Raw genomic sequence first — 22,571 nt, forward strand, 5'->3', positions numbered from 1 at the left:
AACGAATGGCAGCAACGGAATCGTCGCGCGCGCGAGGCGTGGACCGTGTCATCGATATCTTGAGGAAGCTGCATCACGCGCAGCGGCCCATGACGATGCGCGAGTTGATCGAAGCGACCGGCTCGCCGCGTTCGAGCATCTACGAACTCGTCGCCATTCTTACCGAAGTGGGCTGGCTCGAAACATCGACGGATGGCAGTGTGTTCTTCGGACGCGAGATGCATTACTACGGCTCGGACTACGCGGCGCACAACGACCTCATCAGCCGCGCGCATCAGTCTATTCTCGCGCTCGTGCGCAAGTACGACGAGACCACGCAGTTGTGCATGCTCGAAGGGAATAAGTACTCGGTCGTGTTATCGGAGAACAGTGCGCGGCCGTTCAACATCAGCTCGGATATCGGCGTGCGCGTGCCGATTCCGTGGACCGCGACCGGGCGCCTGCTGCTCGGTCACATGAACGCCGACGCCATCCGCACCCTGATTCCCGCGGATGACTTCGTGCTCGACAACGGCGTGCACATCGATTTCGATGAATTCATGCGCGATGTGCAGAACGCGAAAACGCTTGGCTATTGCTGCACGGAAGGGCTATCCAACGCGTTCCGGCTCTGCATGGCCGCGCCCGTTCGCGACCGCGCGGGCATCCCGATCGCCGCGCTGTGCTTCATGACGGGCCGCGACACGGACCCCGAACGCCGTCAGTCGATGCTGGACGATCTGCTTCTGTCGGCGCAGGCGCTTTCGCATCGCTGACATGGATACACGGCTTCGCTCGCTACTGTTCCCCGGCAGCCTGCTCACGCAGGCGGCGGGCTTCGTCGCGCAGGAACTGCTGGTAATCGTCCAGATCACCGTCGAAGGGCTCGACGCCACCCTTGGTGACGAGCCAGAACTCGTCACACACTGCGCGCAGCAGGGACCGGTCGTGACTGACCAGCATCACTGTGCCTTCGAATTCGTTGAGTGCCATGCCTAGCGCTTCGCGTGTGGCCAGGTCGAGATGGTTCGTAGGCTCGTCGAGCAGCAGCAGGTTCGGACGCTGCCACACGATCATGCACAACACGAGCCGCGCCTTTTCGCCGCCGCTCATGGTGCCGACCGCCCGATGGACCATGTCGCCACTGAAGTTGAAGCTGCCGAGAAAAGTGCGAAGCGATTGTTCGGTGCCACTCTGGCCGGGCGCACGCATGTGCGCCGGCGTGTCCTTGGCAAGGCGGATCATGTGTTCCATCGGCGTGTCCAGAGGACGCAACACGTCGAGTTCCTGCTGTGCGAAGTAGCCGATGTTAAGGCCTTTGCCTTCGCTGAGTTCGCCGGCAATCGGCGCCAGCTCGTGCGCCACCGTCTTCACCAGCGTGGACTTGCCCTGGCCGTTGGCACCGAGAATGCCAATGCGCTGCCCGGCGAGCACGGATCGGTTGATACCCCGCACGATGACCGTCGGCGGCGTGCCCGGCTGTGCGTCGGCCGGCGCCGGATAGCCGAAGGTCGCATCCAGCATCGACAAGAGCGGGTTCGGGACGTTGAGCGGTTCCTTGAACTCGAAGCTGAACTCTGCGTCGGCGAGCACGGGTGCGATCTTTTCCATGCGTTCGAGCGCCTTGACCCGGCTCTGCGCCTGCTTCGCCTTCGAGGCCTTCGCCTTGAAACGGTCAATGAATTTTTGCAGATGGGCGATTTTTTCCACCTGTTTGGCCATCGCCGCCTGCTGCAACACGAGCTGCTCGGCGCGCATGTCTTCGAACTTGCTGTAATTGCCGCCATAGCGCACGAGCCTGGCGTTGTCGACGTGCACCGTGACCTGCGTCACCGCATCAAGGAATTCGCGATCGTGGCTGATCACAACCAAGGTTCCCTGATAGCGCTTGAGCCACGCTTCCAGCCAGACCAGCGCGTCGAGGTCAAGGTGATTGGTCGGTTCGTCGAGCAGCAGCAAGTCGGACGGGCACATGAGCGCGCGCGCCAGTTGCAGTCGCATGCGCCAGCCGCCGGAGAAACTGTTGACCGGCTGGCTAAGCTGCGCATCACTGAAACCAAGGCCCAGGATCAGCGCCTGGGCGCGTGCCGGAGCATCGTGCGCCCCAGCGTCGTGGAGGTCCATGTAGGCGTGCGCCATGCGCATGCCATCGTCACTGGCCTCGGCGGCGGCTACTTCGGCCTGCGCGGCCAGCAGCACGGTGTCACCCTCGACAACGAAGTCGGTCGCGCTCTGCTCGGTCTCCGGCATCTCCTGTGCAACCTGGCCCATCTTCCACGCAGCTGGAATCGAGAACTCGCCTCCGTCCTCGTGCAGCGTGCCATTGAGAAGACCGAAGAAGGATGACTTGCCGGCCCCATTGCGGCCAACCAGGCCAATCTTTTCGCCGGGGGTGAAGGTGACGGACGCGCGGTCGAGCACGACATTGACGCCGCGGCGCAGCGTGACATTACGGACGGAAATCATAGGGAGCTACTTCGGAGAGGAAAGGCATGATAGCCCAACCGACGTACAGGCCTGTCGCTTTTCCAGCCGCAAGAGCGCAGGTAAGCTGCGATTTGCGGCGCCCACCGGCCCGCAAAGCGCGATGCGTATAGGACGCGGGCTCCTCGAGAACTCGCGCTCACTTCACATCTGAAGTGCGCTTGACGGATCCGTCAGCTTGCGGAACCTCGAGCGGTTTTACTTCAACCGGAGCCGTGCCATCTTTCTTGAGACCGAGCTTATCCGCGGTCTGCGGCGACACATCGACGATGCGATCTTGCGCGTACGGACCGCGATCCTTGATCTCGACGACATCGCTGCTGCCATTCTCCAGGTTCGTTACGCGAGCCTTGGTGCCAAGCGGAAGCGTCTTGCTCGCTGCCACGTTGGACTGCGGGTTCATTCGCGAGCCATCGGCCATCTTCTTCTTGTAGAACTTGCGGCTGTAGTACGAAGCTTCGCCCTTTCTGGCTCGACCTGAGTGGTCCAGATGCGCGCCGCTTGCCGCTCGATGCTCGGCTTGGCTCGGAGCAATCTTTTCTTCCGCACGGAGCGTCATGCTCATGCAGCACGTCAGAAGCGGAATCAGAACTAAGCACGGACCGATTCGACCAGCGTTCATTTTCTGCTCCTCGTCATCTTGCCGGATTCATACAAGTAGCGCCCTTTAGACGACCTCAGCCTTATCGATGTTGCAAAGCGCGAGTGCCAGGGGCAACTACCCCTCGCAGTTTTCAGGCCGTTTTAGTCTGGAAATTGCCTTGGCGACCAGCGAACTCCGGCTGATATTGAAGCGTCGGGATATTTGTATTGTCTGCACAATAGACGAGAAGGCACACAGAGACGCGCCTCGATCAGGTCGCTGGACCTGATGTCTCGATCGAACCACAAACCTGATTACACGGACTTCGTTCTCCGCGCTGGCGTCGCCGAGTCCGCGAACAGGTCGATCACCACGTTGCGCAGCCATCGATTGCCCTCGTCTTGATGGACTCGCGCATGCCAGAGCAGATGGATCGGAGCCTCGGGCAACGTCGAGGGCAATGCGCGCAGGCTCAATGAGAACGGCGCTGCCAGTTGCAGGGCCAGTCGTTCCGGCACCGTGGCAATCAGATCGGTGCGTTGCAGAATGTAGCCGACGCTCATGAAGTGCGGCACCGTCAATCGAACGCGGCGCTGCACGCCTCGCCGTTTCAGCCAATCGTCGACCTGACCGTGTCCAGTACCGGCGGAGACCACCACCAGATGCTCGGCTTTTCGCCAGGCAGCGAGCGTGAGCGGCGCGTCTTCGAGCGCATGGCCGTGTCTGAACAGACAGACATACCGCTGATCGAACAGGCGGCGCTGATAGAAGCCGCCTTTGAGTTGTGGCAGCAGGCCGATTGCAACATCGACCCGGCCCTCGGCCATCTCGTTGCCCAGATTGATGCTCGTGTCGCGAACGGTATTAAGCGCGATGCCTGGCGCCTCGCGCGACAGTCGCTCGACCAACGCGGGCAGAAACACGACCTCACCTATATCCGTCATCCCGATCGTTACCTTGCGCGTGACACGCAGCGCATCGAAACCCGTCTGGGGATTGAGTGCCGCATGCAGCGTCGAGAGCGCATGAGAAACGGGCTCCGCCAGACGGATCGCGAATGGCGTGGGCACTACGCCGCCCGGCGCACGCACGAACAGTGGATCACCGAGCAGACGACGCAGTTTGGCCAGCGCGTTGCTGACGCCGGGCTGACTCATGTTCATCTGCTCGGCCACCGTCGCCACGCGCCGCTCCTGCATTAACCGTTGGAAAAGCAGCAGCAGATTGAGATCAACTTCACTCAGTTCCATGATTTCGGTCCCTCGCCATCATTGATTCTAGTGATGAAGCAGATTTCTCTCATTTTATTGTGGAATGGACGGGCAGTGACGAGAATTCGGACAAGGCGCACACATCCCGTTTCATTAGAGGACGCATGCCGCGCCGACCACGACACAATCTGAATATCGGAGACACCCCATGGAACAGCTGGATCTGAAGATCGCAATCGTCGGTGCTGGCATCGGCGGCCTGACCCTCGCGCTCGCATTGCGGGAATATGGTCTCGACGCGCAGTTGTACGAGCAGACCGACGAGCTTCGCGAGGTCGGAGCGGCCGTCGCGCTGTCGGCGAATGCGACGCGGTTTTATGAGCGGATGGGACTGCGTGCAGCGTTCGATGCGGTATGCGCTGAAATACCCGCGCTGATCTATCGGGACGGGCGCAGCGGCGAAGTGATCGGACAGCATCGTGGCGAACCGAGCTATCGCCAGCAGTTCGGCGGTTCGTATTGGGGCGTGCATCGCGCGGATCTGCAGGCCGTGCTGTCGCGAGCCGTCGGCATCGAACGCATCAATCTCAGCCATCGACTGACCGATCTCGTGCAGCATCCGGATCGTGTGAGTCTGAGTTTCGCCAATGGACGGCAGATCGACGCCGACCTGGTGATCGGCGCGGACGGGGCACGCTCGATCACGCGCCGCTGGATGCTCGGTTACGACGACGCCCTGTATTCGGGCTGCTCGGGTTTTCGTGGCGTGGTGCCGGCCGGCGGCGTGGATCTCCTGCCCGATCCCGAGGCCATTCAGTTCTGGGTCGGGCCGCAGGGACATCTGCTTCACTATCCGATCGGCGACAAAGGCGACCAGAACTTTCTGCTTGTCGAGCGCCATCCGTCACCGTGGTCATCGCGCGAGTGGGTCACGTCGGCGAGCGAGGGTGAGCAGTTGCGCCTGTTCAAGGGCTGGCATCCCGCCGTGGTGCAGATGATCACAGCGGTGCCCATCAGCCAGCGCTGGGGTCTGTTCCATCGTCCGCCGCTCGGGCGCTGGAGCAAGGGCCGCGTAACGCTCATCGGCGATGCCGCGCATGCGCTCGTGCCACACCACGGCCAAGGCGCCAATCAGTCGATCGAAGATGCCGTCGTGTTGGCCGCGCAGCTGGCCAAGGCGGGCCCGGGACGCTGGCGTGAGGCGCAGGAGGCTTACGAACGGTTGCGCCGTGGTCGCACGCGCAAGGTGCAATACGCCTCAATATCGACGGCTGACGTGTTGCATCTGCCGGACGGGGCCGAGGCGACGGCGCGCAACGCCCGCCTTCGCGCGCGCGACAGCCTGCTGCATCATCTGGACTGGATTCACGATTTCGACGCTCTTGAACAAGAGCCGACCGAACGCCAGGGCGGCACCTGGTTTTGAACTGCGCTCCTCGCGCTGACGCCTGGACAGCTATTCCAACTCGTCGAGGGTCGTTGCATGCCTGCCGTGGTCGCCGTGACTGTGGCGCCGTGCAACCGTAGCCACTGCGGTGCGAGTTTCGGAGCCCGACCGAAACTCGCATTCCCCGACACGCACAACCTACACTTGTAGGGATCGACCATGCTGATCGCCGACGCAGCACTCGCCGGCTCTCACGCGTTGCGTCAAGCCGAGTTTATTCAGCCGTGACGGAGAACCAGCATGAGCCAGGTAATCGTCGATGTGGTGGAACAAAAGCGCCTGAACGCCTCGCGTGAGGCACAAGTACCGTGGAAGAAATGGGGGCCCTACCTTAGCGAGAGGCAGTGGGGCACGGTGCGTGAAGACTACAGTGACAACGGCGACGCCTGGAATTACTTCACCCATGATCATTCGCGTTCGCGCACCTACAGGTGGGGCGAGGACGGTCTCGGCGGACTGTGTGACGACCAGCAGCGCCTCTGCTTTGCGCTCGCGCTATGGAACGAGCACGATGCGATATTGAAGGAGCGCCTGTTCGGCCTCACCAATAGCGAGGGCAATCATGGTGAAGACGTGAAGGAGTATTACTTCTACATCGACAGCACGCCCACGCACTCGTACATGAAGTACCTCTATAAATATCCTCAGAGGGAATATCCGTACCGGGATCTGATCGAGACCAACCGCAAAAGATCGCGGGAGGAGATGGAATACGAACTGCTCGACACCGGCATCTTCGACGATGACCGATATTTCGACGTGTTCGTGGAATACGCGAAGGCCGCTCCGGAAGACATTCTCGTGCGGATTTCCGTGCACAATCGCGGACCGGAGGCGGCACGACTTCGGGTCCTGCCGACGCTCTGGTTCCGCAACACATGGGCCTGGGGCGAGGACAATCGCAAGCCGTCCCTGCACGACGCGGGTGCTGGCGCCATTCGGGCCATGCATCATGATCTGGGCGAATATTGGCTCCATTGCGATGGCGCGCCGGAGACGCTCTTCACCGAAAACGAAAGCAATACGCAGCGCCTGTGGGGTCAACCCAACGCGTCGCCGTTCGTCAAGGACGCATTCCACGCCTACGTCATCTCAGGACAGCGCGACGCCGTGAACCCAGCCAGGACGGGAACCAAGGCCGCGGCCCATTACACCAGCGACATACCCGCCGGCGGCAGCGCGACCATCCGCTTGCGACTCGCGTCATCCAGACTCGACGACGCCTTCGGCGGCTTCGATCAGATCTTCGATAGCCGCCTCGCCGATGCGAACGAGTTCTACGAGCGCATCACGCCCAAATCGCTGACCGAAGATCAGCGTCGGGTGCATCGCCAGGCGTTGTCGGGCATGTTATGGGGCAAGCAATACTACTACTTCGATCTCGAACTCTGGCTGCGCGAACACGGGAGCCACCCATTGCTCGACTCCGCACGGCGCGACGTGCGCAACACGGAGTGGTTCCACATGCTGAACGCCGACGTGATCTCCATGCCGGACAAGTGGGAGTATCCGTGGTATGCGGCCTGGGACCTGGCCTTCCATACGATTGCCCTGGCGCAGGTCGATTTCGATTTTGCGAAGGAGCAACTGCTGCTGATGCTGCGCAGCCTCTACGTACACCCGAGCGGCCAGATTCCAGCCTACGAGTGGAACTTCAGCGACGTGAATCCGCCGGTGCATGCCGCCGCCACGCTCTGGCTGTACAAGTACGAGAGAGAACTGGGACGGGCCGACCCGCGTTTCCTGGAGCGCTCGTTTCAGGGGCTGATGCTCAATTTCAACTGGTGGGTGAATCGCAAGGATCCGTCGGGCCGCAATGTGTTCGCCGGCGGCTTTCTCGGTCTCGACAACATCGGTGTTTTCGACCGCAGCGCCCAACTCCCGACCGGCGGATCGCTCGAGCAGGCGGACGGGACCGCATGGATGGCGTTCTACTGCCAGGCCATGCTGGAGATGGCCGTGATTCTGACCGAATACGACCCGCTCTACGAGGAGGTCGCCTTCAAGTTCGTTCAGCATTTCATGTGGATCGCCTACGCGATGGACCGACGCGGGGAACACGACGACGAGATGTGGGACGAGGAAGATGGCTTTTTCTATGATCTGCTGCGGCTCCCCGACGGTCGGACGACGCGCCTGAAGATAAGGTCGCTGGTGGGGCTGCTGCCGCTGTGCGCGTCGACGGTGTTCGAATCGCAGTCCGTCACGCGCTATCCGAAGCTGCTGGAGATGATCGCGCAGTTTCGCAAACGCTACCCCGAATTGATCGCGCAGGTTGCCCCGACCGATAGCGGTTTCATCGGCTACAGGGAGCGCAGGCTTCTCTCGATCCTGAACAAGCGCAAGCTCGAACGGGTGCTCGGCTACATGCTCGACGAGAAGGAGTTCCTGGGGCCCCACGGCATCCGTTCGCTTTCGCTGTATCACCTGGAGCACCCGTATGTGATTCACGTCGCCGGACAGGAATACAAGGTGCAGTACTTGCCGGCCGAATCGAACACGGGCATGTTTGGCGGCAACTCGAACTGGCGCGGACCGGTGTGGATGCCGGTCAACTTGCTGATCGTCCGCGCGCTGGCGAACCTGTATAGCTTCTTTGGCGACGACTTCAAGGTCGAATGCCCGACCGGCTCCGGGCAACACATGACGCTCTTCGAAGTGGCGAAGGAAATCGAGCGTCGCCTGACCGGCACGTTCCTGCGCGACGCCCAGGGCAAACGGCCGGTTTACGGAGGAACGGAAAAATTCCAGAGCGATCCGCACTGGCGCGACCTGATCCTGTTTTACGAGTACTTCCACGGCGACAACGGTGCTGGCCTCGGGGCCAGTCACCAGACCGGCTGGACGGGCCTGGTCGCTGCGCTGCTCGACCTGTTCGGGCGCGTCGACGCCAAAACCATGCTGGAAACGGATCGCGGGCGCGTGGTGTCCCACCTCGTCAGGGAGCAGGTGAGCGGAGAAGACACCGGCAAGGTATGAGGAGCGCAGCATGTCCAGCGTACGCTACCCGGCGCTGTACCAGATCAACACTCGCGTCTGGCTGACTGAGTTGTCTCGCGCGTCAGGCTGGCGCGCGACACTCGACGATATTCCAGATGCCGAACTGGATCGCCTCGCCGCACTCGGCTTCGACTGGGTCTGGTTGCTGAGCGTCTGGCAGACCGGACCGGCGGCCCAGGCAATTTCTCGCGCTCATGCCGGCTGGCGCCGCGAATTCGCCGATACGCTGCCGGATCTCACGGACGACGACGTCGCCGGCTCCGGGTTTGCTATCCGGAGCTACACGGTTCATCGCGATCTGGGCGGCGCCGAGGCGCTCGCCCGCTTGCGGCAGCGATTGCAGCAACGCGAATTGAAGCTGATGCTCGACTTCGTGCCCAATCACATGGCGCCGGATCACGACTGGATCGACACGCATCCGGACTACTTCGTGCACGGCGACGAGTCGGACCTGGCTCGCTCACCGTCGAACTATTGCCGCGTGCAGACAAGGAACGGGCCGCTGATACTCGCCTACGGCCGGGATCCTTATTTCGACGGATGGCCGGACACGCTGCAGCTTGACTACGGCAATCCAGAGTTGCAGCAGACGATGATCGGTGAACTGAAAAGAATCGCCGCTCAATGTGACGGCGTACGCTGCGATATGGCCATGCTGGTCTTGCCCGACGTGTTCGAACGAACCTGGGGCATCCGCGCCGAACCGTTCTGGCCGAAGGCGATCGAGGCCGTGCGACGTGAGCATCCGCAGTTCCGGTTCATGGCAGAAGTGTATTGGGATCTCGAATGGACGATGCTGCAACAGGGCTTCGATTACGCCTACGACAAGCAGATGTACGACCGCTTGCGCGATGTGAACGCACGGCCGGTGCGCGAGCACCTGCATGCCGGACTCGATTACCAGGAGAAGCTGGCGCGCTTCCTGGAAAACCACGACGAGACCCGGGCCGCGGCGACCTTCGAACCCGGTGAACATGAAGCCGGCGCCATCATCACATTTCTTTCGCCTGGCTTGCGCTTCTTTCACCAGGGTCAGTTCGAGGGCTGCAGGAAACGGATTTCGCCGCATCTGGCGCGGGCGCCACAGGAGCCTGTCGACGCAAGCTTGCAAGGGTTCTATGAGACCTTGATGACGGTGCTGCGACAGCCGATCTTCCGAGACGGTACGTGGAGCCTTGTCGAAATCGTGCCGGCATGGGAGGGCAACTGGACCTCGGATTGTTTCATCGCGTGGGTCTGGCAGCGGAACGATGGCGAACGGCGGCTCGTTGTCGTCAACTACGCGGGAAACCAGAGCCAATGTTATGTGCGAATCCCGTTTGCCGACGTCACCGGCAGCACGGTGCGGCTGACGGACATGATGGGGCCGGCGAGTTTTGATCGCGACGGTAATGACATCGTCTCGCGCGGCCTCTACCTGGATCTCCCGCCTTGGGGCTATCACGTCTTTGAGCTGACTGCATCGTGAAGGGACGTCGGGGAGGCGGGCTATACAAGAGCTCGATTCCACTCGAATGCGTAGCGTTGATCGATTCCCTCGCGCGTGAGATCCGCCGAGCCGCCCTTCCCTGCACAAACGAAAGAATTATCGCGACCTACCCGACTCGATCGTGTATTTCGCCATCGCCGACCAGTCTCTTTCGCCCATCCCTGCCGCGACCGTTTCGCTCATGCGCCCGTGCACCGCGGTGAGCATCGGCAATGTGCGGCCCGCGTCCGCGGCCGCTTCGGACGCGAGCCGCAAATCCTTCAACCCCAAGGTTGCCTTGAAACCCGGTTCGTAGTTCGCATTGGCGATATTCGCCGAGTACACCTGGTACGACCGGCTGCCGAACAGCGTATTCAGAATCACATCGAAGAAGCGCTCGCGCGGCAAACCGTTCGCTTCGGTGAGCACGACGGCCTCGGCCATCGCTTCGATCGCCATCGTGATCATCATGTTGCAGGCAAGCTTCGCGGCGTTCGCGGTCGGCGCTTCGTCGCCCATGTCCCAGATGCGCCCGCCGATCACATCGAGCAACGGCCGCACCTTTGCGATTGCATCCGGCGCTCCGCCCGCCAGCACATTGAGTTCGCCTTTCGCCGCGACATCGGGTCGTCCGAGCACGGGAGCGGACACGTAGCCCACGCCCGCCGCCGCATGGACCGCGACCAATTCGCGTGCGAACGCGACCGAGATCGTCGAGGTGACCACACGCACGAGACCCGCCTTCGCTTGCGCGAGTACGCCGGGTGCGATCAGCGTCGAGCGGATCGCGTCGTCGTCCGCGAGCATCGTGAAGACCGCGTCGCCCTGAAATGCCTCGACGGGCGATGCGACCATCGTCACGCCATCCACCGATCCGCCCGAGCGGTTCCACGCCTTCACGTCATGTCCCGTGTGCGCGAGACTGCGTGCCATCGCGCGTCCCATCGCGCCCAGTCCGATGATGCCGATTTTCATGGTTCTTCTCCTTGCGGTTTGCCATAGCCTTAATTGATCAGCCATCCGAATCGAACGGCATCACGCGCGAACGATGCGCTGCCAGATCAGTAAAATTCGGCAGATCGGCCATTACTTCGGCTGCTTCGGGCGAAGCGAACGCCGCATCGACAGACGCCATGTCGCAAAATCGGCATTCGCAGATGGCGAGCGTTCCCGCCTGCGCCACCGCCGGAAAAAACGCCGCGACGCTTTGCAGACCGTATCGCGACCAATGACGCATCACGAGCGGCAGATGATGATCGACGTAATACGCGCGATCGAAGCGAACGCCGGGTTCGCCTTCGTAAGTCACGTAGATCGTGACGCCGGTTTGCTCAGACATCTCTTCCTCCTCTGCCCGATTGAGCGCGACATCAGCCGATTGCGCCGTGCGCCGCGCGATGAATCGCCTCGACGATGCTCTCGTAACCCGTGCAGCGACAAAGATTGCCGCTGATGGCGCGCCGAATCTCATCGCGACTCGGCGAAGGATTGTTCTTCAGCAAATCCGCCGCCGCGACGATCATCCCGCTCGTGCAAAAGCCGCATTGAAACCCGTTCTCGACGATGAACGCCTCCCGCAACGCTTCAATGCCTTCGATGCCTTCGATGGTCCGCACATCATTGCCGCTCATCGACGCCGCCAGCACGAGGCAGGACTTGCGCACCTCGCCATCGATCAGCACCGTGCACGCGCCGCAATCGCCGGTCAGGCAGCCGATGCGCGTGCCCTTTGCGTCCAGCGCATCGCGAATCAGTTCGACGAGCAACTGGCGCGAATCCGCCTCTGCGAAACGCAACTCGCCGTTGAGCGTGAGTCGCACCTCGATGGTTCGTTTCATGACTTCGTTCCTGTAAGCACGCTGCGCAGGTGTCGCTTCACCACACCCGGCACGATCGCGCGACGGTAATTTCCATCCGCGAGTTCATCGCTCCAGCCAACGCCCACGAGATCCAGCGCGCTGATCGCAGCCTGTTCGATGAAGGCATCGGGCGCATGCAGCGTGGCTTCTTCGATCACGAATCGCCGGTACGCAGGCCGCCGCCCCGCCGCGCCGACCGCAAGCCGCACGCTCATCTGTTCGGCCCGATGCAGCGAACACGCGACCGTCACGATCGGCCACGAACTCGCGCTCGCCTTGTACTTCTGATATTCGCAGGCGACGAGCGTCGCATCGCGCGGCACGCGAATGCCGGTGAGGATTTCGTCGGCGCGCCGTGCGGTGCTAAAGGCGTCCACGAAAAAATCGCATGCCGCGACGTGGCGCACGCCACGCGACGAACTCAGCTCGAAAATCGCCTCCATCGCCGCGAGACAGCCCGGTGCATCCGACGACGGATTCGCGAAGCTCGCGGACCCGCCGAGGGTGCCCTGATTCAGAATCGACGCACCACCCGTGACCTGCATGGTCATCGCGGCGAGCAACGGCGCGTGAGTTGCGACGAGCGGCGAGGCAAGCAGGCGCGCATACGTGGTCATTGCTCCGATATGCAGATGCGTGTCGTCCAGCGCTATCTCGTTCAGGCCGAGCGCCGCGAGACCGATCAGATGCACCGGCTGCGCGAGATTCGCCGACATCGAGGGCACCAGCATCGTGCCGCCGCCGAGCACGGAGGCATCGTCACCAAAGCGGGCCAGCAGGCCGCAGGCGTCGTCGAGTGTCGCTGGCTGATGAAACTCGAAGTGATGACCGATCACGTGCATCGCTCCTTCAGAGAAGCGATGACGCGCGCCGGTGTCGCCGGTACGTGTTCGAGGCGCGCGTCGTCGCCGAGCGCATTCGCCACGGCGTTGCTGACGGCGGCGAGCGCCCCGCCGAGCCCCGATTCCCCCGCGCCCTTCATGCCGAGCGGATGGAACGGATTGAGCGTGACGCGATGCCCGACGCGTATCGGCGGCAGATCGTTCGCACGCGGCAACAGATAGCTCTTGAAGCGGTCGGTGATCATGCGATGCTGGTCGTCGTATCTGATGAGTTCCCACAACGCGACGCCGATCCCCATGACGATCGCGCCGCGCAGTTGCGCTTCGACGAGCGCGGGGTTGATCATCGCGCCGCAGTCATGGACGACGGCATAGTCGAGCAACTTGCTGTTGCCGGTGAGCATGTCGAGTTCGAGCGCCACGGCATGCACGGAGTAGGAAAACGTCGGATACGTGGCGATGCGGCCCTGCGCGTCCGGCTCCACACGCACGTTCTTCGGCGCGAAGCTGCGCGTCACTTCCAGCGGCAGTGTCACGCCCGCTGCCACTGTGAATGGCCGCAGATGCACACCGAGCGCGAGTTCGGCCACTGCGATCTTCGCGCCGTCCGGCACGCGCCACGCGTGGCCGTCACGGAGCACGATATCGCCGGGCGCGCCGCCGAGCATGTTGGCGGCGCATTGCCTGAGCCTGTCGCGTAACTCCTGCGCGGCCAGATACGCAGCGGTCCCGCCGTACATCAGCGCGCGGCTGCTGGCATTGCCGGTGCCGAGCGGCGTCACGTCGGTGTCGCCTTCGATCACGCGCACCTGATCCACGCGCAATCCCAGTTCGCCCGCGACCATCTGCGCGATGCCGGTATCGCTGCCGCTGCCGGGCGATGTCACGCCCGTGAGCACCTGCACATCGCCCGAGGGCATCAAGCGCACGGTCGATGTCTCGTAGCCGTTGGGAAAGTTGCCGGGCCGCGCGCCGCCTTCCGGCGTCAGTTCGAACGCGATCCCGATGCCGATGCGCCGTTCCGTGTCACGCGCGGCCCGCGAGCGCGCCTGCCATTGCCGGTAATCGAACAGCGTCAGCAATTGATCGAGGCCGCCCGGATAGTCGCCGCTATCCACGTTGAGCCCCGATGGCAGCAGACGCGGCAAGGCATCGCGCGCAACCAGATTGCGCCGCCGCAGTTCGACCGGATCGATACCAGTCTGACGAGCGAGCAGATCGACGGCGCGCTCCAGCACGAGGTTGCCGATCTCCTTGCCGTAACCGCGAATGGCCTGCCACGGCGGCTGGTTGGTGATGGCGAGCGAGCATTCGATATCGCAATGCTCGATGGTATAGACGGTCGGAAACACGGCCGGCGTAACGAGCGCCATCGCCCAGCTGTGACCCGCGCCGATGATGCCTACATCGACCAGCATCCGGTCACGCCAGCCGATCAGCCTGCCGTGCTCGTCCGCCGCGATCTCGAAGCTGTGATGTTGCGAGCGCGCGCCCGCGAGCAACGTTTCGCGCCGCTCCTCGACCCACGCGACCGGGCGCTTCGTGATGCGGCTGAACAGCGCCACCAGCACTTCCTCAGGATGCCCCGCCATCTTGAGCCCGAACGTTCCGCCGATGCGCGGCGCGATCACCCGCACCTGCGACTCCTTCACGCGCAGCGCCGCCGCGAGCAGCCAGCGGCTCGTATGAGGATTCTGGAACGTGCCGGTCAGCGTGTAACGCTCGCCACGTGCGTCCCATTCGGCGATGTAGCACAGTGTTTCCATCGGCGCGCTCGTCGACGCGCCGATCGTCAGTTCGCCCCGCGCGACGTGCGCCGCGCGTGCGAAGGCGGCATCGGCATCGCCCGAACGGATGCGGTCGCGCACGAGCAGGTTCGTGTCCCAGCCGGGCTGGACGATCGGTGCGCCTTCGCGCAAGGCGTCGCGCGCGTTCGCGGTCGGCGCATGCACTTCGTATTCGACGCGAATCTTCTCGAGCGCCGCTTGCGCATCATGGACCGATGTCGCCACGAGCGCCGCGACCGGCTGCCCGAAGTACGTCGCGTGGCTCAATGCGAGACAGCGGCTCTGCAGCGGACCGCGCGCACCTTTGGCGGGCAGATCCATAGCGGGCGGCATGGCATCGGAGAGACGCGCGGCGTCTTCGCCCGTCAGCCCGGCCACGACGCCGGGCATGGCGAGCGCATCGGACAGATCGATCGAAACGACGCTCGCGCAGGCGTGAGCGCTGCGCAGGATCGCGAGGTGAAGCGCGCCTTGCGGAATGAGATCGGCGCTGTAGTCCACCCGCCCCGACACGAATCGCGCGCCGTCCAGCCGGGCGACGCTCGCGCCCAGCAGGCTTCCCGGCGATGCATCCTTGAAGGTCTGTTCCATGTGTGCCGACTGCGATTGCGTCTGGTTCGTCACTTCGTTCGTCATCCGTTTGTCCGTGCTCCGGCGCGCATGCACAGCATGGCGCAGGCGCCGAGTGCGAGCAGCGTGGTCATCAGATAGAGGCCGCTGTTGAGCGTGCCGCTCAGCGTCTTGAGCCAGCCCATCGCGAACGGACTGGCGAAGCCGCCCAGCAGACCCAGGCTGTTGACGAACGCGATGGCAGGCGCGGCGGCCGGCGAGCCCGCGAAGTAATCCGACGCGAGCGACCACAGCAGCGGAATGGTGACGAACACGGTGATCGATGCGATCGTCAGCAGCACGATGGTCGCAGTCAGATCATGCGCCAGAAGCGGCAGCAGCGAAAGCGCGATAGCGCCCGCAAATGCGGCCAGCGCCCCGTGCCAGCGGCGTTCGAGCAGCCGGTCCGAGTGACGGCAGATCAACACCATGCCGATGGCCGCGATGCCGTAAGGAATCGCCGACAGCCAGCCGATACGCTCCACACTCGTCGCGCCCGCGACCTTCAGCACCGTCGGCAGCCAGAAACTCAGCGCATATGTGCCGCAGATGAACGTGAAGTACGCAAAACTCATGAGGTAGACCTTCGGGTCGGCGATCACCTTGCGCAACTGGCCGTCATGTCGCGCGCCAGCGTCGCGGGCTTCTTCGCGCAATGCATGGCGCAAGGTGTCGCGTTCCGGCTCGGTGAGCCATCGGGCGCGTTCGATGTCGTCAGACAGCGTGAACCACGTCACGATGCCCAGCAGCACCGCCGGCACCGCTTCGACGATATACAGCCACTGCCAGCCCGCGAGACCCGCGATGCCCGCGAGATGCGACATCGCCCATCCAGAAACGGGACCGCCGATCATTCCCGCGATCGGGAAGCCCGTCATGAAGAGGCCGAGAATCTGCCCGCGCCGGCTGGACGGGAACCACTGGCTCAGGAAATAGACGACGCCCGGAAAGAAGCCCGCCTCGAACACACCGAGCAGAAAGCGCAGCACATAGAACGCGCCAGGACTGGATACCGTCGCCATCGCGCAGCCGGTGAGCCCCCACAGCACCATGATGCGCGTGATGGTCTTGCGTGCGCCGATACGCTGCAACAGCAGATTGCTCGGCACTTCGAACAGAAAGTAGCCGATGAAGAATATGCCCGCGCCCAGCCCGTACACGGCGTCGCTGAAACCGAGCGCCTCCTGCATCTGCAGCTTGGCGAACCCGACGTTGATGCGGTCGAGATACGCAACCACGTAACACACGATCAAAAACGGCACGAGCCGAACGGCGACCTTGAAATACAGCGCGCGCTGCGTGTCGCCGGGTGTTGTCACCGGAGCGGGCGCGTTGGCGTCGAGAGCGATTTTGCGCGACATGGCGGCCCCTCTCAGTGAAGGTTGCGAAAACGGCGCGTGGACGACTGAATGCGTTTCATGAAGCTGTCTCCTTGAGCCTGCCGGCGCGCGGCGGGGCCGGCGGCATGGGCTTTTGTCAGGGGCTGCGTGGATCCGGTCGAAGAACAGCGGATCCGCAGGAAACGAAAAACTGATCGATCGAACAGTCAGCACAGTAGCGGACGAGCGAACGGGTGGTCAACCGGAAACGCGGGCGGAATTTCCCTTGTTGACTGATCGATCAGTCAGTACTAGTATCGGCGGCTGAAACCATTGCCGGCGACATGTCGCACCCCGAGCGACCGCCGCCGGCGCGAATCTTCAACGTTCAGCAGAGGAAAGAGCCGTGAGCCATTTCGACGAATACGCAGACAAGTTCGAGACCATCCGCATGACGCGCAGCGACGGCGTACTGGAGATGCACTTTCACACGCACGGCGAGCCGCTCGTGTGGAACCTCACGGCGCATCGCGAGTTCGAGCAGGCCTTTCTCGATGTCGGCCGCGACCGCGAAAACGACGTGGTCATCATGACCGGCACGGGCGATGCGTTCAGCGGTCCGGCCATCGCGCCCGGCATGCACCAGAACCGCAATTCCATGACGCCGACGATCTACGATCCGATCTATTGGGAAGCGAAGCATCTGCTCATCAACCTGCTGAATATCGAGGCGCCGGTGATCAGCGTCATCAATGGTCCGGCGGTGCGGCACGCGGAGATTCCGCTGCTCGGCGACATCGTGCTGGCGTCCGACACCGCGACCATTCAGGACACCGCGCACTTTCAGGGTGGCATGGTGCCGGGCGACGGCATGCATCTGATCATGCCGTTGCTGATGGGCCGCGCGCGCGGCCACTATTTTCTGTTGACCGGACAGGAGATTTCCGCCGACGAAGCGCTGAAGATGGGCCTTGTCAACGAAGTGCTGCCGCAGACGGACCTCTTGCCGCGCGCGCGCGAACTCGCGAGGCTGATGCTCAAACAGCCGCGCCTCGTGCGACGCTACACGCGCACCTGCCTGAATCAGGAACTGAAGGCGCGCCTGCATGACGTGCTCGGTTACGGACTCGCGCTCGAAGGCATCGCTCGCATGAAGGAACCGGCTGTTTGAACCATCGAACTCATTTACATCGACAAACCAGGAGGCAGCATGACAGTCAGCAGCATCACGAGACCGATCGACATGGTAGGTTCGGTCATCGACGTGGTCGATTCCACGCCCGACGTGCTCGGCGAATCGATCATCTGGGACGAGAAGACGCAATTGCTGTGGTGGGTGGATGGCATCGGTCAGGCGATTCATCGCCTCGACATTTCAAGCGGCGCCAAGAAAAGCTGGCCGATGCAGGAAGAGATCGGCAGCATCGGCCTGCGCGCCAAAGGCGGCCTGATCGTGGGCATGCGTTCGGGCTTCTATTTTTTCTCGCCCGAGACCGGTGAACTGAGCGAAATCGCGCGTCCGGATGCCGAGCGCCCCAGGAACCGTTTCAACGACGGCAAGTGCGATCGTCACGGACGCTACTGGTCCGGCACGGTCGAAGCCGCCGCCTACACGCCGCGCGGGCGTCTGTTCCGTCTCGATCCCGATCTGCAGCCGAAGCTGATCATGGAGGGCATCACCTGTATCAACGGCATCAGTTTCAGTCCCGATAACCGGCTCATGTATATGACCGATTCGTTCAGCTGCCAGATCGACGTATTCGACTACGACTCGGTCGACGGCGCTATCTATAACCGCCGCAAATTCGCGGAAGTACCGCTCGGACGCGGCATTTGCGATGGCTCGACCGTCGATGCCGACGGGTGCTTCTGGAGCGCCAACATGGACGGATGGTGCGTCACGCGCTACGACCCGCGCGGACGAATCGACATGGTTATCAATCTGCCCGTGCGGCGCGTGAGCAGCCTGTGCTTCGGCGGCCCGGATCTCGATACGCTTTTCATCACGACGGCGCGTCGGCGCATGAACGAAAAAGAACTCGCTCAGCAACCGCTCGCGGGCCGCGTGCTCGCAGTGCGACCCGGTGTAAAAGGACTGGCGGAGCCGGAATTCCTCGGCTGACGGCGCTCGTCCCTCCACGGACCGCGTCGCCCTGAGCTACGCGGTTCGAACCGGGCATGACGCGCCGCATGGCGGTCGCGATATACTGACTGATCGATCGAATAGGACAATGCCGGAGCGTTTGAACATGAAAACATCGCGTGAGAAGAAGGTGTCCGGGAACCCGGGCAGCCATGCTCAAGAAACCGAGCGTGCACCTGGCTCGCGCCTCTCCGCGATTCTGAGCGCAGCGGAGCGGGTGTTCGGCGAACATGGTTACGCAGGGGCGAGCATGCGCAACATCGCCGACGAAGCCGGTGTAGCGCAGGCGCTCGTCCATTATCACTACGCCAACAAGGACAAACTCTACGAGGCAGTCTTCGAGCGCCGTTCATCGGCGATCAACGATCACCGTGGGAAACTGCTCGACGCCCTTTTCGAGAGCGAGCGTACCGCAACGGTCGAAGACGTACTGACGATCGCCTTCACACCGTTGTCGGAGATCTTTCACGGTGAGGACGCCGCGAACCTCGCGCTTTACGTTCAACTCGTGGCGTCCGTCAGCCTGGGTAGTGACGAGCGGTCTCGACGTATCCGCGAGACATACTACGATCCCATCGCGGAGCGGATCATCGACGCTCTGCACACGGTCATCCCCGGCATCTCGCGGGAACACGCGACGTGGGCCTATCTTTTTTCTGTCGGTGCCCGGCAGCAAGCACACGCGCTCAACGGCCGCGCCGAGCGTCTCGGCGCTTGCGCCCGTACTTCGCGATCTACTGCGCATTATGAGCAGCTCGTCAAATTTGCGGCAGCCGGTATCCGGGCGCTGATCGGCCCGACGCCGGGCGGGAAAACTGCGAAGTCAACAGCGAAAGCCTCAGTGCCCAAACGCCCCCGTCGGGCAGCCAGCGTTCAGCCGGAGTGATCTTGCCGTCGTGCGGCGCCAGTGCGTTCGCGGGACCTCCCCGGAAACTCGTTGCGTTTTCTTGACTTCTTTTTAGATGACATATATCATCTAAAACATTCGATCACGCAGCAAGTCGACCATGAAACGATCCAAGCTCGAAACCGCGGAAACCCGCCGCCGCATCGTCGAAATCGCAGCCGGAGAATTCAGGACTAACGGCATCCACGCCACCGGCGTTGCCGACGTAATGGCTGCCGCCGGACTCTCGCATGGCGGGTTCTATCGGCATTTCGGATCGAAGGAGCATCTGGTCGCCGAAGCCTGTGAAGCGGCCATTGCGGACATCATCGGTGCGCTTGAGGCCGCAGGCAAGAAAGGGTTCAAGGCTCTCATCGATACCTACATGTCGACGTCCCACCGCGATAGTCCCGCGAGCGGCTGCCCCCTTGCAAGCATGGGCAGCGAACTCGCGCGTGCGGACGAATCCACGCGCGCGGCCGCATCTCGCGGCTTCGACGAGTTCGTCGACATGCTGGCAAAGCGCATCCAAAGTTCGGAGGAAGAGACGAACCGCTCGAAGGCTGTGTTTGCGCTGTCGGCCATGATCGGTGCGCTCACCATGTCCCGAATCATTGCAGACCCTGAGGCGTCCGCATCGCTGCTGGAAGACGTCAGGCAACAGGTCGCTGCGATCTAGGCCTCACCGGCAGTCCCAAGACGACAAATTTCGCCGCGAAATGTGCATATACACATCCATGCATCGATACCGGCCACGGTGCAAAAGGTTCTCCACCCTCTCGCGGGTACATCCACTTATCGATTGGAGGCTTCGTCATGCAAAAACGCAAATTCCTGATCACCGGTGCCACTGGCAAAACCGGTGTTCATACGGTCAACAACCTTCTCGAGGCAGGCCATGCCGTCCGCGCGATGGTTCGCACGGAAGACGAGCGTAGTGCAGCGCTTCGTGCCGCGGGCGCCGAAGTCATCGTGGGCGATCTGCTCAAGCATGACGACCTGATTCGCGCCGTCTCGGGCGTGTCGGGCGCATACCTTTGCTACCCGGTGCGTCCCGGATTCATTCAGGGAACGGCGTATTTTGCGGATGCCGCGCGGCGCGCCGGTCTGGAAGTCGTCGTGGAGATGTCGCAGATCTCCGCCCGTGAGGATTCGAAGAGCAACGCCGCGCGCGATCACTGGATCGCGGAACGCGTTCTCGACTGGTCGGGCGTGCCGACCGTGCATATCCGCCCGACGTTCTTCTCTGAATGGCTGGTTTTTCCGTGGGTCCTGGATACGATCGTGAAGGAAGGGAAGATTGCTCTCCCCTATGGCACCGGACGTCACGCTCCGATCGCAGCAGAGGACCAGGCTCGCTTCATCGCCGCGGTGCTGACGGAGCCGTCCGGCCACATCGGCAAGACTTACGAACTCTGCGGACCGGTGGAACTCGACTACCACGAAATCGCGGACAAGATCAGTCAGGTCATCGACAGGAAAATCACGTATAGCCCGGACACGCTCGACGGATATCGCGAGCATTTGCGGAAATACGATCTTTCGGAGTTCACGATCCAGCATTTCATCGAAGTAGCCATCGACTACCGGAACGGCGTGTTCGAAGGAGTCGATGACATCATCGAGCGGATCACGGGAAAGGCGCCACGGACGGTCGAGGAATTTGTTCGCGCGAACCGGCGAGCCTTCGGCGCATGACAACGGGCGCACGGGATACTGAAATGACGAAAATCCTGGAGCTTCATGGCGCTCCGACGGGCAACTGTATCCGCGCAGCGATCGCTCTGGAAGAAGCGGAACTGCCCTACACGGTTCGATTCGTCAATCTCGCGAATCACGAGCAGAAGCAGTCCGCGCATCTGGCGCTGAACCCGGCGGCAAAAGTACCTGTATTGGTCGAGAAGGAAGCGGACGAAGCACCGTTCGTCATTACCCAGTCGAACGCAATCGTCTTCTATGCGGCGGAAAAGCGGCCGGGTCGCCTGCTGCCGGAGGACGATCGAGCTCGCGCCGTCGCGTATGAGCGCTTTTTCTTCTTCGTGACAGACGTCATCGCTCCGAGTCATGCCGCTTTTTTTCTCGGACGAGCAGGCGCTTCAGAGGCGCGAGCGCTTCTTACCGAACGCATGCTTGCTAACCTCGCGATTGCAGAGCAGTATCCCGACGCGAATGGATACATGGCCGGCAAGTCGTTCTCTATCGCGGACATTGCGGCGTTCACGATTACGTCATCGGTGAAGGAACATCTGCCCTGGAGTCAACTGCCCAATCTGCGTCGCTGGTATGAACGGATCGAGGCGAGGCCCGCGGTCGCGCGGGGCTATCGGGCATTCAAGGTCTGATAGCAGCGCATGACCATGCGCCATCACATCTGAAAGCGGTCTCGCGTCGTCACGTAGTCGCTCGCGCCGAAGCGACCTACCGGAAAGTAATGCTCCAGGCGGACGCGCCACCTATCGATATCGATGAGTTCGTCACGCGCATGCAGCATCAGCACGCGGCCGATGAAGATGTGGCGGCTCGCCGTTTCGAGCGTCTCCCACAAAGCGCACTCGAACGCGACGGGCGCCTCGGCAATGCGCGGCGGCTTCACGCGCGTCGAGGCAAGCGCGCTCAAACCCACTTGCTCGAGTTCAGAGACATCCGCGGCGAAGCGTTCGCCGCAGCGATGCATCTGCTGCGCGATGGCTTCATCGGCGAGATGCACGACGAACTCCCTTTCACGCGGGATATTCACCGCAGTGTCTTTCAACGTGCCGTCCGCCAGCCGGTTGATGCTGATCATGACGATGGGCGGCTCTTCGCCCAGCATGTTGAACATCGAGAACGGCGCGGCGTTCACCGTGCCGTCCACGCCGAGCGTGGTTACGAGAGCAATGGGCCGCGGCACGATCAGGCTCGCCATCAGCTTGTAACGCTGGTACTCAGTAATCGCTTCGAAATCGATTTCCATG

The 22,571-nt window shown here is 62.4% G+C and carries 20 protein-coding genes; 10 read left to right on the forward strand and 10 right to left on the reverse strand.

The annotated features are described in order from the left end of the window. Positions 1-5: 5 nt before the first annotated feature. Positions 6-755, forward strand: coding sequence for an IclR family transcriptional regulator (locus tag BTHE68_RS22145; protein ID WP_162068466.1), 750 nt, complete (start codon positions 6-8; stop codon positions 753-755). Between the two features lie 22 nt (positions 756-777). Here the strand turns inward: BTHE68_RS22145 and BTHE68_RS22150 are convergent, their stop codons facing one another. The 3 genes from BTHE68_RS22150 to BTHE68_RS22160 all read right to left on the reverse strand — a co-directional run bounded on the left by BTHE68_RS22150 (position 778) and on the right by BTHE68_RS22160 (position 4,296). Further along, positions 778-2,445: an ABC-F family ATP-binding cassette domain-containing protein gene (locus BTHE68_RS22150; RefSeq protein WP_162068467.1), complete on the reverse strand. Its 1,668-nt coding sequence runs from the start codon at positions 2,443-2,445 to the stop codon at positions 778-780. Between the two features lie 157 nt (positions 2,446-2,602). Further along, positions 2,603-3,028: a septal ring lytic transglycosylase RlpA family protein gene (locus tag BTHE68_RS22155; RefSeq protein ID WP_232078079.1), complete on the reverse strand. Its 426-nt coding sequence runs from the start codon at positions 3,026-3,028 to the stop codon at positions 2,603-2,605. Between the two features lie 332 nt (positions 3,029-3,360). Further along, positions 3,361-4,296, reverse strand: coding sequence for a LysR family transcriptional regulator (locus tag BTHE68_RS22160; protein WP_162068468.1), 936 nt, complete (start codon positions 4,294-4,296; stop codon positions 3,361-3,363). A 169-nt stretch (positions 4,297-4,465) separates the two neighbouring features. On the opposite strand from BTHE68_RS22160, the gene BTHE68_RS22165 reads away from it, so the two are divergent. The 3 genes from BTHE68_RS22165 to BTHE68_RS22175 all read left to right on the forward strand — a co-directional run bounded on the left by BTHE68_RS22165 (position 4,466) and on the right by BTHE68_RS22175 (position 10,172). Next, positions 4,466-5,683 (forward strand): FAD-dependent monooxygenase, encoded by a 1,218-nt coding sequence (locus BTHE68_RS22165; RefSeq protein WP_162068469.1) that lies wholly within the window; start codon positions 4,466-4,468, stop codon positions 5,681-5,683. Positions 5,684-5,944: 261 nt separating this feature from the next. Continuing rightward, positions 5,945-8,683, forward strand: a complete 2,739-nt coding sequence (locus tag BTHE68_RS22170; protein ID WP_162068470.1) for an MGH1-like glycoside hydrolase domain-containing protein — start codon at positions 5,945-5,947, stop codon at positions 8,681-8,683. A gap of 10 nt (positions 8,684-8,693) precedes the next feature. Beyond that, on the forward strand, positions 8,694-10,172 hold the full coding sequence (locus BTHE68_RS22175) for an alpha-amylase family glycosyl hydrolase (RefSeq protein WP_162068471.1): 1,479 nt from the start codon (positions 8,694-8,696) through the stop codon (positions 10,170-10,172). A gap of 117 nt (positions 10,173-10,289) precedes the next feature. On the opposite strand, the gene BTHE68_RS22180 is transcribed toward BTHE68_RS22175, so the two are convergent. Genes BTHE68_RS22180 through BTHE68_RS22205 form a run of 6 tightly spaced genes read right to left on the reverse strand, consistent with a single transcriptional unit; the run spans position 10,290 to position 16,630 of the window. Continuing rightward, on the reverse strand, positions 10,290-11,147 hold the full coding sequence (locus BTHE68_RS22180; protein ID WP_162068472.1) for an NAD(P)-dependent oxidoreductase: 858 nt from the start codon (positions 11,145-11,147) through the stop codon (positions 10,290-10,292). A 37-nt stretch (positions 11,148-11,184) separates the two neighbouring features. Beyond that, positions 11,185-11,511, reverse strand: coding sequence for an EthD family reductase (locus BTHE68_RS22185; protein WP_162068473.1), 327 nt, complete (start codon positions 11,509-11,511; stop codon positions 11,185-11,187). Between the two features lie 31 nt (positions 11,512-11,542). After that, a complete protein-coding gene (locus BTHE68_RS22190) occupies positions 11,543-12,010 on the reverse strand; it encodes a (2Fe-2S)-binding protein (protein ID WP_162068474.1) in 468 nt (155 codons plus the stop codon). Continuing rightward, the gene (locus BTHE68_RS22195) at positions 12,007-12,867 is read right to left on the reverse strand and encodes an FAD binding domain-containing protein (protein ID WP_162068475.1); all 861 of its coding nucleotides are present in this window, start codon (positions 12,865-12,867) and stop codon (positions 12,007-12,009) included. The genes BTHE68_RS22190 and BTHE68_RS22195 overlap by 4 nt, the downstream gene beginning before the upstream one ends. Beyond that, the gene (locus BTHE68_RS22200) at positions 12,864-15,296 is read right to left on the reverse strand and encodes a xanthine dehydrogenase family protein molybdopterin-binding subunit (RefSeq protein WP_232078080.1); all 2,433 of its coding nucleotides are present in this window, start codon (positions 15,294-15,296) and stop codon (positions 12,864-12,866) included. The genes BTHE68_RS22195 and BTHE68_RS22200 overlap by 4 nt, the downstream gene beginning before the upstream one ends. Continuing rightward, positions 15,293-16,630: an MFS transporter gene (locus BTHE68_RS22205; RefSeq protein ID WP_162068476.1), complete on the reverse strand. Its 1,338-nt coding sequence runs from the start codon at positions 16,628-16,630 to the stop codon at positions 15,293-15,295. The genes BTHE68_RS22200 and BTHE68_RS22205 overlap by 4 nt, the downstream gene beginning before the upstream one ends. Positions 16,631-16,994: 364 nt before the next feature. Here BTHE68_RS22205 and BTHE68_RS22210 point away from each other — a divergent pair, with 364 nt between their 5' ends. From BTHE68_RS22210 to BTHE68_RS22235, 6 genes are all read left to right on the forward strand, one after another. Then, complete coding sequence (locus BTHE68_RS22210) at positions 16,995-17,759, forward strand: enoyl-CoA hydratase/isomerase family protein (RefSeq protein ID WP_061179652.1); 765 nt, start codon at positions 16,995-16,997, stop codon at positions 17,757-17,759. A 39-nt stretch (positions 17,760-17,798) separates the two neighbouring features. Continuing rightward, the gene (locus BTHE68_RS22215; protein ID WP_162068477.1) at positions 17,799-18,710 is read left to right on the forward strand and encodes an SMP-30/gluconolactonase/LRE family protein; all 912 of its coding nucleotides are present in this window, start codon (positions 17,799-17,801) and stop codon (positions 18,708-18,710) included. Positions 18,711-18,837: 127 nt separating this feature from the next. After that, positions 18,838-19,617, forward strand: coding sequence for a TetR/AcrR family transcriptional regulator (locus BTHE68_RS22220; RefSeq protein WP_162068478.1), 780 nt, complete (start codon positions 18,838-18,840; stop codon positions 19,615-19,617). A 121-nt stretch (positions 19,618-19,738) separates the two neighbouring features. Beyond that, positions 19,739-20,296, forward strand: coding sequence for a TetR/AcrR family transcriptional regulator (locus tag BTHE68_RS22225; RefSeq protein ID WP_162068479.1), 558 nt, complete (start codon positions 19,739-19,741; stop codon positions 20,294-20,296). A gap of 137 nt (positions 20,297-20,433) precedes the next feature. Next, complete coding sequence (locus tag BTHE68_RS22230) at positions 20,434-21,315, forward strand: NAD(P)H-binding protein (RefSeq protein ID WP_162068480.1); 882 nt, start codon at positions 20,434-20,436, stop codon at positions 21,313-21,315. A gap of 23 nt (positions 21,316-21,338) precedes the next feature. Continuing rightward, positions 21,339-21,959 carry a glutathione S-transferase family protein gene (locus BTHE68_RS22235; protein WP_162068481.1) on the forward strand — a complete coding sequence of 207 codons (621 nt, stop codon included), beginning with the start codon at positions 21,339-21,341 and terminating at the stop codon, positions 21,957-21,959. Positions 21,960-21,982: 23 nt separating this feature from the next. On the opposite strand, the gene BTHE68_RS22240 is transcribed toward BTHE68_RS22235, so the two are convergent. Continuing rightward, positions 21,983-22,570 carry a flavin reductase family protein gene (locus BTHE68_RS22240; RefSeq protein ID WP_162068482.1) on the reverse strand — a complete coding sequence of 196 codons (588 nt, stop codon included), beginning with the start codon at positions 22,568-22,570 and terminating at the stop codon, positions 21,983-21,985. Between the last annotated feature and the right edge of the window lies 1 nt (position 22,571).

Origin of the sequence: Burkholderia sp. THE68 (assembly GCF_009938265.1) — a bacterium.
In the GTDB taxonomy this organism is placed as follows: Bacteria; Pseudomonadota; Gammaproteobacteria; order Burkholderiales; family Burkholderiaceae; genus Caballeronia.

What these genes read in the sequence shown, in the direction of transcription:
- BTHE68_RS22190 (WP_162068474.1), bottom strand. Translation starts at nt 12,010, where the DNA reads ATGAAACGAACCATCGAGGTGCGACTCACGCTCAACGGCGAGTTGCGT.
- BTHE68_RS22170 (WP_162068470.1), top strand. Translation starts at nt 5,945, where the DNA reads ATGAGCCAGGTAATCGTCGATGTGGTGGAACAAAAGCGCCTGAACGCC.
- BTHE68_RS22145 (WP_162068466.1), top strand. Translation starts at nt 6, where the DNA reads ATGGCAGCAACGGAATCGTCGCGCGCGCGAGGCGTGGACCGTGTCATC.
- BTHE68_RS22225 (WP_162068479.1), top strand. Translation starts at nt 19,739, where the DNA reads ATGAAACGATCCAAGCTCGAAACCGCGGAAACCCGCCGCCGCATCGTC.
- BTHE68_RS22155 (WP_232078079.1), bottom strand. Translation starts at nt 3,028, where the DNA reads ATGAGCATGACGCTCCGTGCGGAAGAAAAGATTGCTCCGAGCCAAGCC.
- BTHE68_RS22240 (WP_162068482.1), bottom strand. Translation starts at nt 22,570, where the DNA reads ATGGAAATCGATTTCGAAGCGATTACTGAGTACCAGCGTTACAAGCTG.
- BTHE68_RS22200 (WP_232078080.1), bottom strand. Translation starts at nt 15,296, where the DNA reads ATGACGAACGAAGTGACGAACCAGACGCAATCGCAGTCGGCACACATG.
- BTHE68_RS22150 (WP_162068467.1), bottom strand. Translation starts at nt 2,445, where the DNA reads ATGATTTCCGTCCGTAATGTCACGCTGCGCCGCGGCGTCAATGTCGTG.
- BTHE68_RS22220 (WP_162068478.1), top strand. Translation starts at nt 18,838, where the DNA reads ATGAAAACATCGCGTGAGAAGAAGGTGTCCGGGAACCCGGGCAGCCAT.
- BTHE68_RS22160 (WP_162068468.1), bottom strand. Translation starts at nt 4,296, where the DNA reads ATGGAACTGAGTGAAGTTGATCTCAATCTGCTGCTGCTTTTCCAACGG.
- BTHE68_RS22215 (WP_162068477.1), top strand. Translation starts at nt 17,799, where the DNA reads ATGACAGTCAGCAGCATCACGAGACCGATCGACATGGTAGGTTCGGTC.
- BTHE68_RS22180 (WP_162068472.1), bottom strand. Translation starts at nt 11,147, where the DNA reads ATGAAAATCGGCATCATCGGACTGGGCGCGATGGGACGCGCGATGGCA.
- BTHE68_RS22175 (WP_162068471.1), top strand. Translation starts at nt 8,694, where the DNA reads ATGTCCAGCGTACGCTACCCGGCGCTGTACCAGATCAACACTCGCGTC.
- BTHE68_RS22230 (WP_162068480.1), top strand. Translation starts at nt 20,434, where the DNA reads ATGCAAAAACGCAAATTCCTGATCACCGGTGCCACTGGCAAAACCGGT.
- BTHE68_RS22205 (WP_162068476.1), bottom strand. Translation starts at nt 16,630, where the DNA reads ATGTCGCGCAAAATCGCTCTCGACGCCAACGCGCCCGCTCCGGTGACA.
- BTHE68_RS22235 (WP_162068481.1), top strand. Translation starts at nt 21,339, where the DNA reads ATGACGAAAATCCTGGAGCTTCATGGCGCTCCGACGGGCAACTGTATC.
- BTHE68_RS22185 (WP_162068473.1), bottom strand. Translation starts at nt 11,511, where the DNA reads ATGTCTGAGCAAACCGGCGTCACGATCTACGTGACTTACGAAGGCGAA.
- BTHE68_RS22165 (WP_162068469.1), top strand. Translation starts at nt 4,466, where the DNA reads ATGGAACAGCTGGATCTGAAGATCGCAATCGTCGGTGCTGGCATCGGC.